The following is a 15160-nucleotide window of genomic DNA, read 5'->3' as shown; positions in this document are numbered from 1 at the left end:
AGCCGATGTCCCTCAAGAAACTCCATGCCCTTTGCGCAGGCATCCTTGCCTTCGCGCTGACGCCTGCCGCACCCGGCGCGCCGGCGCGTGCGCCAACGCCGCAGGATTTCGCCTCGCTGCCCAAGTCCCAGCGGGCGATGATCGAGGACCTGGAAAGGCGCACCTTCGACTGGTTCTGGGACAGCGCCGATCCCAAGAACGGGCTGGTGCCGGACCACTATCCCGGCGAGTCGTTCTCCAGCATCGCCGCGGTGGGCTTCGGCCTCACCGCCTACGGCATCGGCGCCGAGCGCGGCTACGTCACCCGCGCGCAGGCCGCGGAGCGCACGCTGGCCACGCTGCGCTTCTTCAGGGACGCGCCGCAGAACGGCAGCGAGGACGACGCCACCGGCTTCCACGGCTTCTACTACCACTTCCTCGACATGAAGACCGGCCGGCGCTTCGGCCGCTTCGTCGAGCTGTCCAGCGTGGACACCACGCTGCTGCTCGGCGGCGTGCTGTTCGCGCAGTCCTACTACGACCGCGACACGCCGCAGGAGCGCGAGATCCGCCGCCTCGCCGACGAGCTCTACCGCGCGGCGGACTGGACCTGGATGCAGGCGCGGCCGCCGCTGATCAGCATGGGCTGGACGCCGGGCGGCCAGTTCATCCGCGACGACTGGCGCGGCTACTGCGAGGGCATGCTGGTGTACGTGCTGGCGCTGGGCTCGCCCACCCACCCGGTGGCGCCGGAGGCGTGGAAGGCGTGGAGCGCCACCAACGACAAGACCTGGGGCACGTTCTACGGCGAGACCTTCCTCACCTTCGCGCCGCTGTTCGGCCACCAGTACAGCCAGGCCTGGATCGACTTCCGCGGCATCCGCGACGACTGGGCCCGCGCGCACGGCATCGACTTCTTCGAGAACAGCCGCCGCGCCACCTACAGCCAGCGCAACTACGCCATCGCCAACCCCGGCAAGTGGACCGGCTACGGCGCGAACGTGTGGGGCCTCACCGCCAGCAACGGGCCGGGCGGGATCGTGGTGAAGGGGCCGCAGGGCGAGCGCGAGTTCAAGGGCTATTCCGCGCGCGGCGCGGGGCTGGACTACGTCGAGGACGACGGCACCATCGCGCCCACCGCGGCCGGCGGCTCGATCGCCTTCGCGCCGGAGATCGTGGTGCCGGCGCTGATGGAGATGAAGCGCCGCTACGGCAGGGACATCTACAACCGCTACGGCTTCGTCGACGCCTTCAACCCCAGCTTCCATACCCGCACCGACCTGCGCACTGGCAAACTGGTGCCCATGGGCTGGGCCGATACCGTGCAGCTGGGCATCGACCAGGGGCCGATCCTGCTGATGATCGAGAACTGGCGCAGCGGACTGGTGTGGAAGGTGATGGGCAAGAACCCGTACATCCGCGAGGGCCTGCGGCGCGCCGGCTTCGCCGGCGGCTGGCTGGACGAGGCCGCGCCCGCGCCATGAGCCGGCGCGGCGGCCAGCGGGGTCGCGCGGGCCGCGGTGCGCGGCCGGCCGGCCGGCTGCTGGCGCTCGCGCTGGCCGTCGCACTGCTCGGCGGCTGCGCGGGAAAGGAGCGCCGCGACGAGCTGGTGTTCTGGACCATCGGCCGCGAGGGCGAGGCGGTGGCGGCGCTGCTGCCCGGGTTCGAGCGCGCGCACCCGGGCATCCGCGTGCGGCTGCAGCAGCTGCCGCTCACCGCCGCGCACCAGAAGCTGCTCACCGCCTTCGCGGGCGGCTCCACGCCGGACCTGTCGCAGCTCGGCAACACCTGGCTGCCGGAGCTGGTGGCGCTGGACGCGCTGGCGCCGCTGGACGCGCGCGTGGCCGCCTCGGCGGTGGTGCGGCCGGCCGACTACTTCCCCAGCATCTGGGCCACCAACGTGTTCGACGGCAGGCTGTACGGCGTGCCGTGGTACGTCGACACGCGGCTGCTGTTCTACCGCGCCGACCTGCTGCGCGCGGCCGGCTTCGACCACCCGCCGCGCGACTGGGCCGAGTGGCGGCGCATGCTGGCCGCGCTGAGCGACCCGGCGCGGCGCACCTACGGCATCCTGCTGCCCACCAACGAGTACGAGCAGCTGATGTCGCTGGCGCTGCAGCAGCCCGAGCCGCTGCTGCGCGACGGCGGCCGCTACGGCAACTTCGGGAGCGCCGGCTTCAAGCGCGCGCTGGCCTTCTACGTGGACACCTTCCGCCTGCGCCAGGCGCCGGCGATCAGCAACGTGGAGGCCGGCAACCCGTGGTTCGAGTTCGGCCGCGGCGTGTATGCGTTCTACTTCTCCGGGCCGTGGAACATCGGCGAGTTCCGCCAGCGCCTGCCGGCGGCGGCGCAGGACGAGTGGTCCACCGCGCCGCTGCCCGGCCCGGGCGGCCCCGGCGCCGGCGCGGCGGGCGGCTCCAGCCTGGTGGTGTTCCGCGCCTCGCGGCACCAGGACGAGGCCTGGGCGCTGATCGAATACCTCTCGCGGCCCGAGGTGCAGCAGCGCTTCTACGCCCTGCTCGGCGACATGCCGCCGCGGCGCAGCTCGTGGGCGGGCGGCGCGCTGCGCGACGACCCGAAGGCGCGCGCCTTCCGCGAGCAGCTGGAGCGCGTGAAGCCCACGCCGCCGGTGCCCGAGTGGGAGCGCATCGCCAACGAGATGCAGCTGGTCGCCGCGCAGGCGATCGCCGGCGAATACACCGTCGACCAGGCCGCGGCGGAACTGGACCGCCGCGTGGACCGCATCCTCGCCAAGCGGCGCTGGGTGCTCGACCGGCAGGAGGCGCGCCGGTGAGCGCGCGCCGCGCCGCCTGGCCGTTCCTCGCCCCGGCCTTCGCGGTGCTGGGCGTGTTCTTCCTGCTGCCGGTGCTGGGCGCGCTGGCGCTCAGCTTCACCGACTACGACCTGTACGCGCTGGCCGACCTGCGCAACCTGCGCTTCGTGGCGCTGGGCAACTACTGGGAGCTGCTGCACCGGCCGCTGTTCTGGGCGGCGCTGGGGCACACCTGCTACTTCGTCGCGGTCGGCGTGCCGCTGTCGATCGCCGCCTCGCTGGGCGCGGCGCTGCTGCTCGACTCGCCGCTGGCGCGCGCCCGCGCGTTCTTCCGCACCGCGCTGTTCGCGCCGGTGGTGACCACGGTGGTGGCGGTGGCGATCGTCTGGCGCTACCTGCTCAACACCAAGTACGGCCTGCTCAACCACGCGCTGGGCCTGCTCGGCGTCCATCCGGTGGACTGGCTGGGCGACCCGCGCTGGGCGATGCCGGCGATCATCCTGTTCGCGGTGTGGAAGAACTTCGGCTACAACATGATCATCCTGCTGGCCGGGCTGCAGGCGATCCCGCCCGAGCTGCACGAGGCCGCGCGCATCGACGGCGCCGGCGCGCTGCGGCGGCTGTGGCACGTCACCCTGCCCGCGCTGGCGCCGACCCTGGGCATGGTGGCCATCCTCACCGTGGCGGGCTACTTCCAGCTGTTCGCCGAGCCCTACGTGATGACCGAGGGCGGCCCGCTGCAGAGCACGATGAGCGCGCTGTACCTGATGTACGAGGAGGGCTTCAAGTGGTGGAACCTCGGTTCCGCCTCGGCGGTGGCGTTCCTGCTGTTCGCGCTCACCTTCGCGGTGACCGCGGCGATGCTGTGGCTGTTCCGGCGCGGCAGCGAGGCATGAGCCCGCGCGCCGCGAAATGGCTGGTCAACGGCCTGCTGCTCGCCGGCGCGGCGGCGGCGCTGTTCCCGCTGGCGTGGATGCTGTCCGCCTCGTTCATGGCGCCGGGCGAGAGCGGCACGCTGCCGCCGCCGCTGCTGCCGGCGCATCCCACCTGGGCCAACTACCAGGCGCTGTTCGTGCGCGCCGGCATGGGCCGCTACCTGGCCAACAGCCTGCTGGTGTCGTGCGCGATCACCGCGCTGTCGCTGGCCTGCAACCTGACGGCGGGCTACGCCTTCGCCAAGCTCGACTTCCCCGGCCGCCGCGCGCTGTTCCGCGGCGTGCTCGGCGCGCTGGTGATCCCGGCGCAGGTGGCGATGCTGCCGCTGTTCCTGGAGCTCAAGTACCTCGGGCTGGTGAACAGCTACGCCGGCGTGGTGGCGCCGGCGCTGGCCAGCTGCTTCGGCATCTACCTGGTGCGGCAGTTCGCGCGCGCCATCCCCGGCGAGCTGATCGAGGCCGCGCGCATCGACGGCGCGGGCGAGTGGCGCATCTTCGCGCGCATCGTGCTGCCGCTGCTCAGGCCGGCGATGGCGACGCTGGCGATCTTCACCTTCCTCGCCGCGTGGAACGACTTCATGTGGCCGCTGATCGTGCTGACCGGGCAGGAGCACTACACGCTGCCGGTGGGCCTGGCCTCGCTGGCGCGCGAGCACGCGCAGGACACCGAGCTGATGATGGCCGGCGCGGTGGTCACCGTGCTGCCCGCGCTGGCCTTGTTCCTGGCCCTGCAGCGCTATTACCTGCAAGGGCTGCTGCTGGGCAGCGTGAAGGGCTGAGCGATGGTGGTCGTGGTGATGGGCGTGTCCGGCGCCGGCAAGAGCACCTTCGGCGCGGCGCTGGCGCAGGCGCTGGGCTGGGACTTCCAGGAGGGCGACGCGCTGCACCCGCCGGCCAACGTCGCCAAGATGTGCGCCGGCATCCCGCTCGACGACGCCGACCGCGCGCCGTGGCTGGCGCGCGTCGCCGGCTGGATCGCCGACCACGCGCAACGGCGGCGCCCGGGCGTGATCAGCTGCTCGGCACTCAAGCGTGCGTACCGGGACTACCTGCGCGCCGCCGCCCCCGGATGGCGGCTGGTGTATCTGAGGGCCCCGCGGGCGGAACTGCTGCGCCGCGTGCGGGAACGCGAACATTTCATGCCGGTCTCGCTGCTCGACAGCCAGCTGCAGACGCTGGAGGAACCGTCCATGGACGAGCATGCACTGGTGCTGGACGCGACGCTTCCCGTCGCGGCGCTGGTGGAACGCGCCATCCGGGCGGGCGGGCGGGAGTCCTGAAGCCCGCTCAGACCAGGGCAAGCACCTGGCGCACCACCGCCAGCACGAGCAGCAGGAGGAAGAGGCGGCGCGCGTACATCGCCACGCGCAGCACCAGCACGTCGTGGCGCGACCAGTGCGCGGGGGGCGTCACGCCGGCGCGCCCCCAGAAACTTCCCCACAGCGCATACAGCAGGCAGGGCAGCCCCCAGAGCAGCAGGCCGAGCGTCGCGGCGAAGGGCGAGGGCTGCGCCGGGTCGCCCACGCGCCAAGCCTGGCCCGAATAAAAGCATTCGTAAAGCAGGTAGCCGAGGTAGGCGGCGAACACCAGTCCGGCGCCGATGCGCGAGAGCACCAGGAAGGCGCGCCGCGAAAGGCAGCTCGCCAGGAGCCCGAGGCCGAGCGCGACGCAGACGCCCTCGAAGATGCCGTCGCGCAGCGTCCAACCGCGCTGGGCGAAGAATGCGTACATGCCGCCCGCGAAAAGGAGCATGGCGATGCAGACGATCCATGCCCCGGCGCCGGCGCGCCGCCGGCGGCCGGACCGCGCCGTCTCGTGCGTGCCCCGTCCGCCTGGCTGCATGCCTCGACCCCTTGGCCCTTGTCCCGGACGCATCATGCGCCAGGACGAAGGGCGGAGAAACTCCCCGGTACCGTGCCGGCCGCTAGAACCGGCCGGCGCGGAAGTCGGCGATCGCCTCGTGGATCTGCTCGGGCGTGTTCATCACGAACGGGCCGTAGCGCGCCACCGGCTCGTCGAGCGGGCGGCCCGCGACCAGCAGCACGCGCGCCGGCGCGTCCAGGCCGGCCAGGCGCACGCTCGCGCCGTCGGACAGCACCGCCAGCTCGCCGCGCGCGAGCTTCTGCCCGGCCACCCCGGCGGCTTCGCCGTCGAACACGTAGGCGAAGGCGTGGTGGCCTTCCGGCAGCGGGATGTCCACCCGCGCGCCCGCCTCCAGCGCGAGGTCCAGGTACACCGGCGCGGTGGCGATGCCCTCGACCGGGCCGGTGGCGCCGGCCAGCGTGCCGGCGATCACCTTCGCCGTGACGCCCTCGGCCGGCCGCACGCTGGGGATGCGCTCCGGCGCGATGTCCTGGTAGCGCGGCGCGGTCAGCTTGTCCGCCGCCGGCAGGTTCACCCACAGCTGGAAGCCCCACATCAGGCCGTTCTCCTGCTGCGGCATCTCCGAGTGCAGGATGCCGCGGCCGGCGGTCATCCACTGCACGCTGCCGGGGCCGAGGTCGCCGCGGTTGCCGTGGTTGTCGCCGTGGCGCATGTGCCCGGCGAGCATGTAGGTCACCGTCTCGAAGCCGCGGTGCGGGTGCTCGGGGAAGCCGGCGATGTAGTCGTCGGCGCTGTCGGAGCGGAACTCGTCCAGCAGCAGGAACGGGTCGAGCATGTCCAGGCCCGGCTGGCCGATGATGCGCTTCAGGCGCACGCCCGCGCCGTCGGACGTGTCGGTGCCGCGGATGCGGCGCAGGATGCGGCGTTCGCTCATGGCTTGCCTCCGGTGGATCGCATGGCGCCCAAGATGCGCCCGCGGCGGCGGTGAGCCAAGGCGCGCGGGTGGAACGGAGCGTTTCCGGGGCGGCGAGGGACGAGTGTTTCCGGAGCGGTAAGGGACGAGTAGTGAGTGGCGAGGGCGCAAAAATCCGGCGTCGCGCTGGCTTGCGGACCGCGGACGGCGAGGCATGGGGGCCTGCGCCCTCGCTACTGGCTCCTCATCCTTCGCCCCTTCAATGCACCCAGTGCCCGCTGCGCTGGCGCGGCGGCGGCGTGCCGTCGTTCTCGCGCGGGCCGGCGGCCGCCTGCGCCAGCGCGTCCAGCTCGCCCGCGGTGGCGGGATGCTCGTGCCAGTAGCGGCTCACCGCGCCCAGCACCGCCGGCAGCTGCGCCAGGCACTCGTCGTATTCCTCGTCGCTGAGCTTCTCGAACTCGGCCTCGGCGCTGAGGATGCCCTCGTCCACCGCCAGCGCCATCACCGGCCCCAGCAGCTCCATCAGCTGCGGGTCGTCGGCCAGGCGCTTCTCCCACAGGCCGGCGCGCAGGTCGATGCCGCGGCTGAAGCCCTCGCACCAGCCGGCGGCGGAGAGCGCCGGGCCGTCCTCGGTGTCCACCTCGCCGAGGATCGGCTCGTAGGCGTCCACCTCCAGCTCGGCGACGATGGAGTCGTTGAGCTTGGCCAGCAGGGCCAGCACGCGGTTGCCCTCGGCCTCGTCGGCGAAGGGCTCGTGCAGCACCTCGGGCAGCCATTCCTCCGGCAGCACCTGCACCGGGCCCACCGCCAGCGCGGAGAGCAGGCCGTGCACGCCGTCGAGCAGCAGGTGACCCTCCTCGGCGTGCGCGCGCAGGTAGCGGTCCAGTTCGTCCAGTTCGGAGTCGTCCAGCGAGCTGGGCCAGGCGTCGGAGGTGGTGTTCATTTGGATTCGTCAAATATCCAGGTCGAGCGTTGCCGGCGCGTGATCCGACGGGCGCTCCCAGCGCCGCGGCTCGCGGTCGATGGCGGCTGCGCGCGCCGCGGGCTTCAGCGCGTCGCCGAGCAGGATCAGGTCGATGCGCAGGCCCATGTTGCGCCGGAACGCGCCCTGCCGGTAGTCCCACCAGCTGTAGTGGCCGCCGTCGGGCTCGAACAGGCGGAAGCTGTCGTGCAGGCCGAGGTCGGTGATGCGCTTGAGCGCCTCGCGCTCGGGCGGCGAGCAAAGCACTTCGCCGCCCCAGGCGACCGGGTCGTACACGTCGCGGTCGTCCGGCGCGATGTTGAAGTCGCCCAGCACCACGAGGTTCGGATGGCGCTCGTGCTCGCGCGCGAGGAACTCGCGCACCTTGGCCAGCCAGTCGAGCTTGTAGGCGTACTTGGGATCGCCCACCGCCTTGCCGTTGACCACGTAGAGGTCGACCACGCGCAAGTCCCCGATGGTGGCGGCGAGGATGCGCCGCTGCGGGTCGTCCAGGCCGGGGATGTCGGTGACGACGTCCTGTGGTTCCCCGCGCGCGAGGATCGCCACGCCGTTGTAGGTCTTCTGCCCCGAGTACACCGCGCGGTAGCCCGCGGCGGCCAGCTCGTCGACCGGGAACCTGGCGTCCTCCAGCTTGGTTTCCTGCAGCGCCACCACGTCCGGCCGCGCGTCGGCCAGCCATTGCGCGAGCTGCGGCAGGCGCACCTTGAGCGAGTTGACGTTCCAGCTGGCGATCTTCATCGGGCCGATTGTAAGCGATGCGCCGCGGCGGCTCGTGCGCCGCCTTCGGCCAGCGGCCAGCGCGCGCCGACCGGCAGCGCGCGGAAGGCCTCGGCCGATACGCCCTGCGCGGCCAGCGCCTCGGCCAGCAGGCGCGGCGGCTCGTCCAGCGGATCGTCGGCCAGCTCGAACGCGCCCCAGTGGATCGCCAGCGAGTGCCGGCAGCCGAGCTCGCGGTGCAGCTGCACGGCCTCGGCCGGGTCGATGTGCTGCGCGCGCATGAACCAGCGCGGCGCGTAGGCGCCGATCGGCAGCGCGGCGAGGTCGATCGGGCCGAGCCGCGCGCCGATCTCCGCCAGCCGCGGCGAGTAGCCGGTGTCGCCGGCGAAGTAGAAGCGGAAGCCGCCGTGCCGCGCGACCCAGCCGCCCCACAGCGTGCGGTTGCGGTCCCACGGCGTGCGCGCGCTCCAGTGCCGCGCGGGCACGCAGGTCAGCTCGAAGCCGTGGGTGTCCAGCGACTGCCACCAGTCCAGCTCGTGCGCGTGGCGCGCGCCGAGCTTGCGCAGCGTGGCGGCCAGGCCGAGCGGCGCCGCGAACGCCGCCTCGGGAAAGCGCTTCGCCAGCGCGCGGATGCTGGCCGTGTCGAGGTGGTCGTAGTGGCTGTGCGAGACCAGCACGGCGTCGATGCGCGGCAATTGCTCGATGGTCGCCGCGGGCGGCGTGCGCCGCTTCGGCCCGATGAAGGACAACGGCGACACGCGCTCGGAGAACACCGGGTCGGTGATGACGTAGCGGCCGTCCAGCCGCAGCAGCACGCAGGCATGGCCGAGCCACCACGCGGCGTTTTCCTCGCCGCCGAGGTCCGCCGGCTGCCACCACCGCCGCGCGAATGCCTCGTAGCCCTCGCGCGGCGGTATCGGCAGGCCGGCGGCCTTGCGCTCCGCGCGCCAGCGTTGCAGGTCGCCCGGCCGGCGCTGTTCCGGTTCGAGGTTGCGGAAACCTTCCGGCGTGTGGTGCGCGCGGGAAGGATCGTAGTGGGGATTTCGCCAGGCCATGCGCCACTCGTCTCCGGGGGTTCCGCAGCACATGGGCGCACGGCCGGCGCCGCGCAAGGGCGGACGCCGCGCCCCGTGCCGCAGGTCACGGGCGCGGCGGCGCGCAGGCCAGCCCGTGGCTGCGCAGCAGCGCCTCCGGCTCGGGCTTGCGCCCGCGGAAGGCGACGAAGCTCTCCAGCGCCGGGCGCGTGGCGCCCACCGCCAGCACCTCGCGGCGGAAGCGCTCGCCGGTGGCGCGGTCGAGCACGCTGCCGCGCTCGGCGGCCGCTTCCTCGAACGCGCCGAAGGCGTCGGCGCTGAGCAGCTCGGCCCACAGGTAGCTGTAGTAGCCGGCCGCATAGCCGCCGGCGAAGATGTGGGTGAAGGCGTGCGGGAAGCGCTGCCACGCCGGCGGGTGCAGCACCGCCGCCGCCTTGCGCACCTGCTCCAGCACCGCCAGCGGCCGCGCGCCTTCGGCCGGGTCGTATTCCAGGTGCAGGGTGAAGTCGAACAGCGCGAACTCCAGCTGGCGCACCAGGAACAGCCCGGCGTGGAAGTGCCGCGCCGCCAGCATGCGCTGGAACAGCGCCTCCGGCAGCGGCTCGCCGGTCTGCCAGTGGCGCGCGAACAGGTCCAGCGCCTGGCGGTTCCAGCCGAAGTTCTCCATGAACTGGCTGGGCAGCTCCACCGCGTCCCACTCCACGCCCTCGATGCCGCCCACCGCGGGCAGCCCCACCTCGGTGAGCAGGTGGTGCAGGCCGTGGCCGAACTCGTGGAACAGGGTGAGCACGTCGTCGTGGGTGAGCAGCGCCGGGCGGCCTTCGGTGGGCGGGGCGAAGTTGCAGGTGAGGAAGGCCACCGGCAGCTGCGGCTGCGCGCCGTCGTCGAAGCGCGCGCGGCACACGTCCATCCAGGCGCCGCCGCGCTTGCCGGCGCGCGCGTAGAGGTCGACGTAGGCGCCGGCGAACACGCGGCCGTCGGCGTCGCGCACGTCGTAGTAGCGCACGTCCGGGTGCCACACGTCGACGCCCTCGCGCGGCGCCAGCGTCACGCCGTAGAGCCGCTGCGCGATGGCGAACAGCCCGTCCAGCACCGCCGGCAGCGGGAAGTAGGGCTTGAGCTGCTCCTCGTCCAGCGCGTAGCGCGCCTGGCGCAGCTTCTCCGCGGCGTAGGCCACGTCCCACGGTTCGAGGTTGTCCAGCTTGAGCTCGTCGTGCGCGAACGCGCGCAGCTCGTCCAGCTCGCGCTGCGCCACCGGCTTCGCGCGCGCGGCCAGGTCGTGCAGGAACTCCATCACCTCGGTGGGCGAGCCGGCCATCTTGGTGGCCAGCGATTCCTCCGCCGCGTTGGCGAAGCCGAGCAGCCGCGCCGCCTCGTGGCGCAGCGCCACGATCTTCTCGATGCGCGCGGAGTTGTCGTACCTGCCCGCGTGCGGGCCCTGGTCGGAGGCGCGGGTCTGGTAGGCCCAGTACACGCGCTCGCGCAGCGCGCGGTTGTCGGCGTAGGTGAGCACCGCCTGCACGCTGGGCTGCTTGAGGGTGACCAGGTAGCCCTCCAGCTCCTGCTCCCTGGCGTACTGGCGCAGCACCGCGCGGCCGGACTCGGGGATGCCGGCCAGGTCGCGCTCGTCGGTGACGTGCTCGTGCCAGGCGTCGGTGGCGTCCAGCACCGCGTTGGAGAACTCGGTGGACAGCCGCGACAGCTCCACGCCGATCTCGCGGAAGCGCGTGCGCGCGGGCTCCTCCAGCGCCACGCCGGACAGGCGGAAGTCGCGCAGCGCGTGCTCCACCAGCGCGCGCTGCGGGCGCGGCAGCGCGGCGAAGCCCGGCGCGTCGGTGAGCGCCTGCACCGCGGCGTAGAGGTCGCGGTCCTGGCCCAGCTCGATGGCGTGCTCGGTGATCTTCTCCTCGGCCGGGCCGTAGACCGCGCGCAGCGCCTCGCTGTCGGCCACCGAGTGCAGGTGCGACACCGGCGCCCAGGCGCGCGCCAGGCGCTGCTCCAGCCGCTCCTGCGGCAGCATCACGTGCGCGAAGTCGCGCGGCGCGCCGGGCGCGGTGAGCGCGGCGACGCCGGCGCGGTAGTCGGCGAGGATGGCGTCGATCGCCGGCGGCACGTGCTCGGGGCGGATGCGGGAGAACGCCGGCAGCGCGTCGTCGGCCAGCAGCGGGTTGGTGTCGGTCATGTGGGCTCCTTGCAGCGGCGCCAGCGTGGCGACGCGGCCGGGCGAAATCAAGCGGCGCCGCCGCTTCGTTGCCGCGCCCGCGGCCGCGCGGCATGCTGCCGCCATGTCGCCGCCGCCCGCCCTGTTCCCCGCGCTCCTCGGTGCCGCCGAGTGGCCGCGGCTGGCGCCGGCGGTGCGCCGGATGCACGGCGGCGAGGCGCGGCTGGACGCCCACGGCGTGGCGCGGGTGGAAGGCGCGCCGCACTGGCCGGCGCGCCTGCTGCGCCGCTGGCTCGGCCTGCCCGAGCCGGGCGCGGGGCAGGCGCTGCGCCTGGAGATCCGCCGCCGCGACGGCCGCGAGACCTGGACGCGCCACTTCGCCAGCCGGCGCATGCGCTCCACGCTGAGCCGCGGCGCGGACGGCCGCCTGTGCGAGCGCCTGGGGCCGGTGTCGCTGCGCTTCGCGCTCGAGCGCGACGGCGGGGCGATCGCCTGGCGCCTGCAAGGCGTGCGCTGGCTGGGCCTGCCGCTGCCGCGCGCGCTGTGCGGCGAGGTGCGCTCGCGCAGCGGCGCGGAGGACGGCGGCTACGCCTTCGAGGTCGACGTGCGCCTGCCGCTGCTCGGGCGGCTGGTCGCCTACCGCGGCCGCCTGGCGATCGACGACGCGCGCTGACGCGGCGCCGGTGATCGTGTTCGGCGGCGTCTGCGCGCCGTGCCGCCGCCGTGCCGCGTCAGCGCACCGGGTCGAGGCCGTTGGCGGCCCCGCGTCAGGCTGATCGCGGCCGGAGGCCGCTCCCGCAAGGCTGGCGGGGCCGTGGGAACGGCCTCCGGCCGCGCTGCCCAGATCCTCGCCGGCGCCCGCCATGCCGCGCCGTCGTGGACCGGCGTCCACGCCTTCGCCTTGGCCCGCGCGCAGTCGGCTTCCCCGCCGGGCGCGGGGAGATCGTCAACAGGCTCTTGGAGCCGACTCCGCGCCGTCCTGTCATGGAGGACGGGGCGCGTGCACCGGATTGTCATGCAGGGCCGACATCCTGCCGTCATGCGGCCGTCCGACCTGCCCCGCCTGCTCGCCGCCAGCGCCACCTTCGGCGCGCTGGACGAGGCCGCGCGCGCGGCGCTGGCCGGGGCGCTGGTGTGGCTGGGCCTGCCCGGCGGGCGGGCGCTGTTCAAGGCCGGCGAGCCGTCCGACGCGCTCTACCTGCTGGCCAGCGGCAGCCTCGGCGTGTTCGACGCGCAGGGCGCGCTGCGGCACCTGCTGGCCGCCGGCGACAGCGTGGGCGCGGCCGGCCTGGTCACCGGCGAGCCGCGCCGGCGCACGGTGCGCGCGCTGCGCGACTCGCAGCTCTTGCGGCTGGACCGCGCCGCCTTCGAGGCGCTGCTGGCGCGCCACCCGCACGCGCTGTCCGCGGTGGCGCGCGAGGCGGTGCTGCGCGCCTGGCAGGAGGACCGCGCCGGCGGCCGGCCCGGCGCGCCGCGTACCTTCGCCCTGCTGCCCTGCACGCCCACGGTGCCGGCGCGCGCGCTGGCGCTGCAGCTCGCGCGCGCCCTGTCCGTCCACGGCGGCTGCGCGGTGATCGACGCCGAGCAGGCCGCCGGCCGCGACAGCGGCTGGTTCGCCATGCGCGAGGCGCAGCAGCGCTTCGTGATCTACCTGGACACCGCGGCGCGGCCCTCGGCCTGGCGCGCGCGCTGCCTGCGCCAGGCCGACGCGCTGCTGCTGCCCGCGCAGGCGGCCGAGCCCGCGCGGCCCTGGCCGGAGGCGGCGGCGCTGCGGCCGGAGCGCAGCGGGCACCGCCCGCGCCACCTGCTGCTGCTGCACGCCGGGCGGCAGCCGGCGCTGGGCGCGGCGCGGCGCTGGCGCGCGGTCTTCGACGGCGCGCTGCGCCACCACCACGTCTGCGGCGCGGCCGACGTCGCGCGCGTGGCGCGGCTGGCCAGCGGGCACGGCCGCGGCCTGGTGCTGGCCGGCGGCGGCGCGCGCGGGCTGGCGCACCTGGGCATGCTGCGCGCGCTGCGCGAGGCGGGACACGGGTTCGACGCGGTGGGCGGCACCAGCATCGGCGCGATCATCGGCGCCGGCGTGGCGGCGGGCTGGGACCTGGAGACGATGACCGAGCGCTACCGCGAGGCCTTCGTGCGCGGCCGTCCGCTGTCGGACTGGACGCTGCCGCTGGTCGCGCTCACCCGCGGCCGCCGCGCCGCGCGCATGCTGCAGCGGACCTTCGGCGCGCTGGCGATCGAGGACCTGCCGCTGCCGTTCTTCTGCGTCTCCACCTCGCTCTCCGGCAACGGCATGGCGGTGCACCGCGAGGGGCCGCTGTGGCTGTGGCTGCGCGCCTCCAGCGCGATCCCCGGCGTGCTGCCGCCGGTGCTGCACGGGCGCGAGGTGCACGTGGACGGCGCGCTGGTGGACAACCTGCCGGTGGACGTGATGGCCGCCGACGGCGTCGCCCACATCACCGCGCTGGACATCCGCGCCGACACCCGCCTCACCGCCGGCGTGCAGGAGGCCGCCACGCCGCCGTGGTGGAAGCTGCTGCTGCAGCGGGACACGGCGCGGCGCCCCGGCCTGGTCTCCACGCTGGTGCGCGCCGGCATGGTCAACGGCGAGGCGGCCAGCGCCGGGCGGCGCGCGCGCGCCGACCTGCTGCTCAGCCCGCCGCTGGAGCACGTCGGCATGCTGGCGTGGAAGGACTGGCGGCGCGCCGTCGAGGCCGGCTACCGCCATGCGCGGAGCCGGCTGGAAGCGCAGGACGACGACGCGGCGGCGATCAGTCGGCGGGCGGCGCGCTGACGGCCGGCGCGCGCGCCGGCGCCCGCCAGGCGTCCAGCGCCTGCGCGGTGCGCTGGCGGCCCAGCTCGATCAGCTCGCGGGCGCGGTAGAACTCGTAGGCGGCCGAGACGTTGCGCGGCAGCTGGATCAAGAGGTCCGGCTCGTAGGCGGCCAGGCGCAGCCGCGCCAGGTTGGCCTGCATCAGGTCCATCGACTGCGCCAGCAGGTCCAGCGCGCCGGGTTCGCGCGAGCGCGTCTCGGCTGCCTTCTCGCCGTGCGGGATCAGCTGGCCGATGAAGCCGGCGATGCGGCGGCGCTTGTGCTCGTCCGGCGGCGTGGCGGTCTCCTCCACCGGCGTGGACGGCTCCGCCGGGCCGTCCACGCTGACCGCGATCAGGTGGTCGGCCGGCTCGCGCACCAGCGGCGTCACCGGCACCGGGTTGAGCAGGGCGCCGTCCACCAGCCGGCGGCCGTCGATGGTGTACGGGCGGAACACGGTGGGGATGGCGATGGAGGCGCGGATGGCGTCGAACAGGCCTCCGCGCGCCAGCCACACCTCGCGGCCGCGGTCGATGTCGGTGGCCACCGCGGTGTAGGCCAGCGGCAGCTCCTCGATCAGCGCGTCGCCGATCAGCTCGCGCAGCGTGCCGATGATCTTCTCGCCCTTGATCAGGCCGCCGCCGGAGAAGGTCCAGTCGACCAGCCGAAGCACGTCGAGCTTGGCCAGCGTGGAGACCCAGTCGCGGTAGACGTCGAGCTTGCCCATCGCGTAGATGCCGCCGATCAGCGCGCCCATCGAGCTGCCGGCGATGGCGACGATGCGGTAGCCGCGCCGCTCGATCTCCTCGATCGCGCCGATGTGGGCCAGGCCCTTGGCGCCGCCCGCGCCGAGCGCGAGCGCGACGGTGGGCTGGCGGGGCGGGTCGGTGCGGGCGGGCTGGTCCATGGCGGCTTCGGGCGGCGGCGGCTGGAGCCGCCACGATACGGAGCCCGGCCGCGCGCGTGAAGATGCGCCGGCTTGGCAAGCCGCGCGGGGGCATGGAAACATGCGCCCATGCCCCGCGCCGCC

14 protein-coding genes are annotated in these 15160 nt (G+C 74.3%); 7 read left to right on the top strand and 7 right to left on the bottom strand.

The annotated features are described in order from the left end of the window. Positions 1 to 5: 5 nt before the first annotated feature. From C7456_RS03325 to C7456_RS03305, 5 genes are read left to right on the top strand one after another with little or no spacing between them, the layout of a single operon-like run. Entirely contained in the window at positions 6 to 1463 is a 1458-nt protein-coding gene (locus C7456_RS03325) for a glucoamylase family protein (protein ID WP_109722337.1), read from the top strand. After that, positions 1460 to 2773 carry an extracellular solute-binding protein gene (locus tag C7456_RS03320; RefSeq protein WP_109722336.1) on the top strand — a complete coding sequence of 438 codons (1314 nt, stop codon included), beginning with the start codon at positions 1460 to 1462 and terminating at the stop codon, positions 2771 to 2773. Before C7456_RS03325 ends, C7456_RS03320 begins: the two co-directional genes overlap by 4 nt. Continuing rightward, positions 2770 to 3648: a carbohydrate ABC transporter permease gene (locus C7456_RS03315; RefSeq protein WP_109722335.1), complete on the top strand. Its 879-nt coding sequence runs from the start codon at positions 2770 to 2772 to the stop codon at positions 3646 to 3648. Before C7456_RS03320 ends, C7456_RS03315 begins: the two co-directional genes overlap by 4 nt. After that, the gene (locus tag C7456_RS03310) at positions 3645 to 4466 is read left to right on the top strand and encodes a carbohydrate ABC transporter permease (RefSeq protein ID WP_109722334.1); all 822 of its coding nucleotides are present in this window, start codon (positions 3645 to 3647) and stop codon (positions 4464 to 4466) included. The genes C7456_RS03315 and C7456_RS03310 overlap by 4 nt, the downstream gene beginning before the upstream one ends. 3 nt (positions 4467 to 4469) lie before the next feature. Beyond that, positions 4470 to 4967, top strand: coding sequence for a gluconokinase (locus C7456_RS03305; protein WP_109722333.1), 498 nt, complete (start codon positions 4470 to 4472; stop codon positions 4965 to 4967). Between the two features lie 7 nt (positions 4968 to 4974). Here the strand turns inward: C7456_RS03305 and C7456_RS03300 are convergent, their stop codons facing one another. The 6 genes from C7456_RS03300 to C7456_RS03275 form a co-directional block, all read right to left on the bottom strand. Then, the gene (locus tag C7456_RS03300; protein WP_109722332.1) at positions 4975 to 5439 is read right to left on the bottom strand and encodes a hypothetical protein; all 465 of its coding nucleotides are present in this window, start codon (positions 5437 to 5439) and stop codon (positions 4975 to 4977) included. A gap of 172 nt (positions 5440 to 5611) precedes the next feature. Continuing rightward, positions 5612 to 6445, bottom strand: coding sequence for a pirin family protein (locus C7456_RS03295; RefSeq protein WP_109722331.1), 834 nt, complete (start codon positions 6443 to 6445; stop codon positions 5612 to 5614). Between the two features lie 238 nt (positions 6446 to 6683). Continuing rightward, the gene (locus C7456_RS03290) at positions 6684 to 7367 is read right to left on the bottom strand and encodes a YecA/YgfB family protein (protein WP_109722330.1); all 684 of its coding nucleotides are present in this window, start codon (positions 7365 to 7367) and stop codon (positions 6684 to 6686) included. A gap of 9 nt (positions 7368 to 7376) precedes the next feature. Continuing rightward, the gene (xth, locus tag C7456_RS03285; RefSeq protein ID WP_109722329.1) at positions 7377 to 8144 is read right to left on the bottom strand and encodes an exodeoxyribonuclease III; all 768 of its coding nucleotides are present in this window, start codon (positions 8142 to 8144) and stop codon (positions 7377 to 7379) included. Next, positions 8141 to 9178, bottom strand: a complete 1038-nt coding sequence (locus C7456_RS03280; RefSeq protein ID WP_109722328.1) for an MBL fold metallo-hydrolase — start codon at positions 9176 to 9178, stop codon at positions 8141 to 8143. The genes xth and C7456_RS03280 overlap by 4 nt, the downstream gene beginning before the upstream one ends. Positions 9179 to 9263: 85 nt before the next feature. Next, complete coding sequence (locus C7456_RS03275; RefSeq protein WP_109722327.1) at positions 9264 to 11339, bottom strand: M3 family metallopeptidase; 2076 nt, start codon at positions 11337 to 11339, stop codon at positions 9264 to 9266. A 103-nt stretch (positions 11340 to 11442) separates the two neighbouring features. Here C7456_RS03275 and C7456_RS03270 point away from each other — a divergent pair, with 103 nt between their 5' ends. Together C7456_RS03270 and C7456_RS03265 are read left to right on the top strand one after the other, a co-directional pair. Further along, positions 11443 to 11991 (top strand): DUF4166 domain-containing protein, encoded by a 549-nt coding sequence (locus C7456_RS03270; RefSeq protein WP_109722464.1) that lies wholly within the window; start codon positions 11443 to 11445, stop codon positions 11989 to 11991. A gap of 366 nt (positions 11992 to 12357) precedes the next feature. Beyond that, a complete protein-coding gene (locus tag C7456_RS03265; RefSeq protein ID WP_109722326.1) occupies positions 12358 to 14112 on the top strand; it encodes a patatin-like phospholipase family protein in 1755 nt (584 codons plus the stop codon). Here the strand turns inward: C7456_RS03265 and C7456_RS03260 are convergent. Beyond that, positions 14090 to 15037 carry a patatin-like phospholipase family protein gene (locus tag C7456_RS03260; RefSeq protein ID WP_109722325.1) on the bottom strand — a complete coding sequence of 316 codons (948 nt, stop codon included), beginning with the start codon at positions 15035 to 15037 and terminating at the stop codon, positions 14090 to 14092. The genes C7456_RS03265 and C7456_RS03260 overlap by 23 nt on opposite strands. Between the last annotated feature and the right edge of the window lie 123 nt (positions 15038 to 15160).

Origin of the sequence: Fulvimonas soli, assembly GCF_003148905.1 — a bacterium.
Taxonomy (GTDB): Bacteria; Pseudomonadota; Gammaproteobacteria; order Xanthomonadales; family Rhodanobacteraceae; genus Fulvimonas; species Fulvimonas soli.
This window is presented reverse-complemented; position numbering and strand designations above follow the sequence as displayed.

What these genes read in the sequence shown, in the direction of transcription:
- C7456_RS03290 (WP_109722330.1), bottom strand. Translation starts at nt 7,367, where the DNA reads ATGAACACCACCTCCGACGCCTGGCCCAGCTCGCTGGACGACTCCGAA.
- C7456_RS03310 (WP_109722334.1), top strand. Translation starts at nt 3,645, where the DNA reads ATGAGCCCGCGCGCCGCGAAATGGCTGGTCAACGGCCTGCTGCTCGCC.
- xth (WP_109722329.1), bottom strand. Translation starts at nt 8,144, where the DNA reads ATGAAGATCGCCAGCTGGAACGTCAACTCGCTCAAGGTGCGCCTGCCG.
- C7456_RS03295 (WP_109722331.1), bottom strand. Translation starts at nt 6,445, where the DNA reads ATGAGCGAACGCCGCATCCTGCGCCGCATCCGCGGCACCGACACGTCC.
- C7456_RS03305 (WP_109722333.1), top strand. Translation starts at nt 4,470, where the DNA reads ATGGTGGTCGTGGTGATGGGCGTGTCCGGCGCCGGCAAGAGCACCTTC.
- C7456_RS03325 (WP_109722337.1), top strand. Translation starts at nt 6, where the DNA reads ATGTCCCTCAAGAAACTCCATGCCCTTTGCGCAGGCATCCTTGCCTTC.
- C7456_RS03260 (WP_109722325.1), bottom strand. Translation starts at nt 15,037, where the DNA reads ATGGACCAGCCCGCCCGCACCGACCCGCCCCGCCAGCCCACCGTCGCG.
- C7456_RS03275 (WP_109722327.1), bottom strand. Translation starts at nt 11,339, where the DNA reads ATGACCGACACCAACCCGCTGCTGGCCGACGACGCGCTGCCGGCGTTC.
- C7456_RS03280 (WP_109722328.1), bottom strand. Translation starts at nt 9,178, where the DNA reads ATGGCCTGGCGAAATCCCCACTACGATCCTTCCCGCGCGCACCACACG.
- C7456_RS03270 (WP_109722464.1), top strand. Translation starts at nt 11,443, where the DNA reads ATGTCGCCGCCGCCCGCCCTGTTCCCCGCGCTCCTCGGTGCCGCCGAG.
- C7456_RS03265 (WP_109722326.1), top strand. Translation starts at nt 12,358, where the DNA reads ATGCGGCCGTCCGACCTGCCCCGCCTGCTCGCCGCCAGCGCCACCTTC.
- C7456_RS03320 (WP_109722336.1), top strand. Translation starts at nt 1,460, where the DNA reads ATGAGCCGGCGCGGCGGCCAGCGGGGTCGCGCGGGCCGCGGTGCGCGG.
- C7456_RS03300 (WP_109722332.1), bottom strand. Translation starts at nt 5,439, where the DNA reads ATGCTCCTTTTCGCGGGCGGCATGTACGCATTCTTCGCCCAGCGCGGT.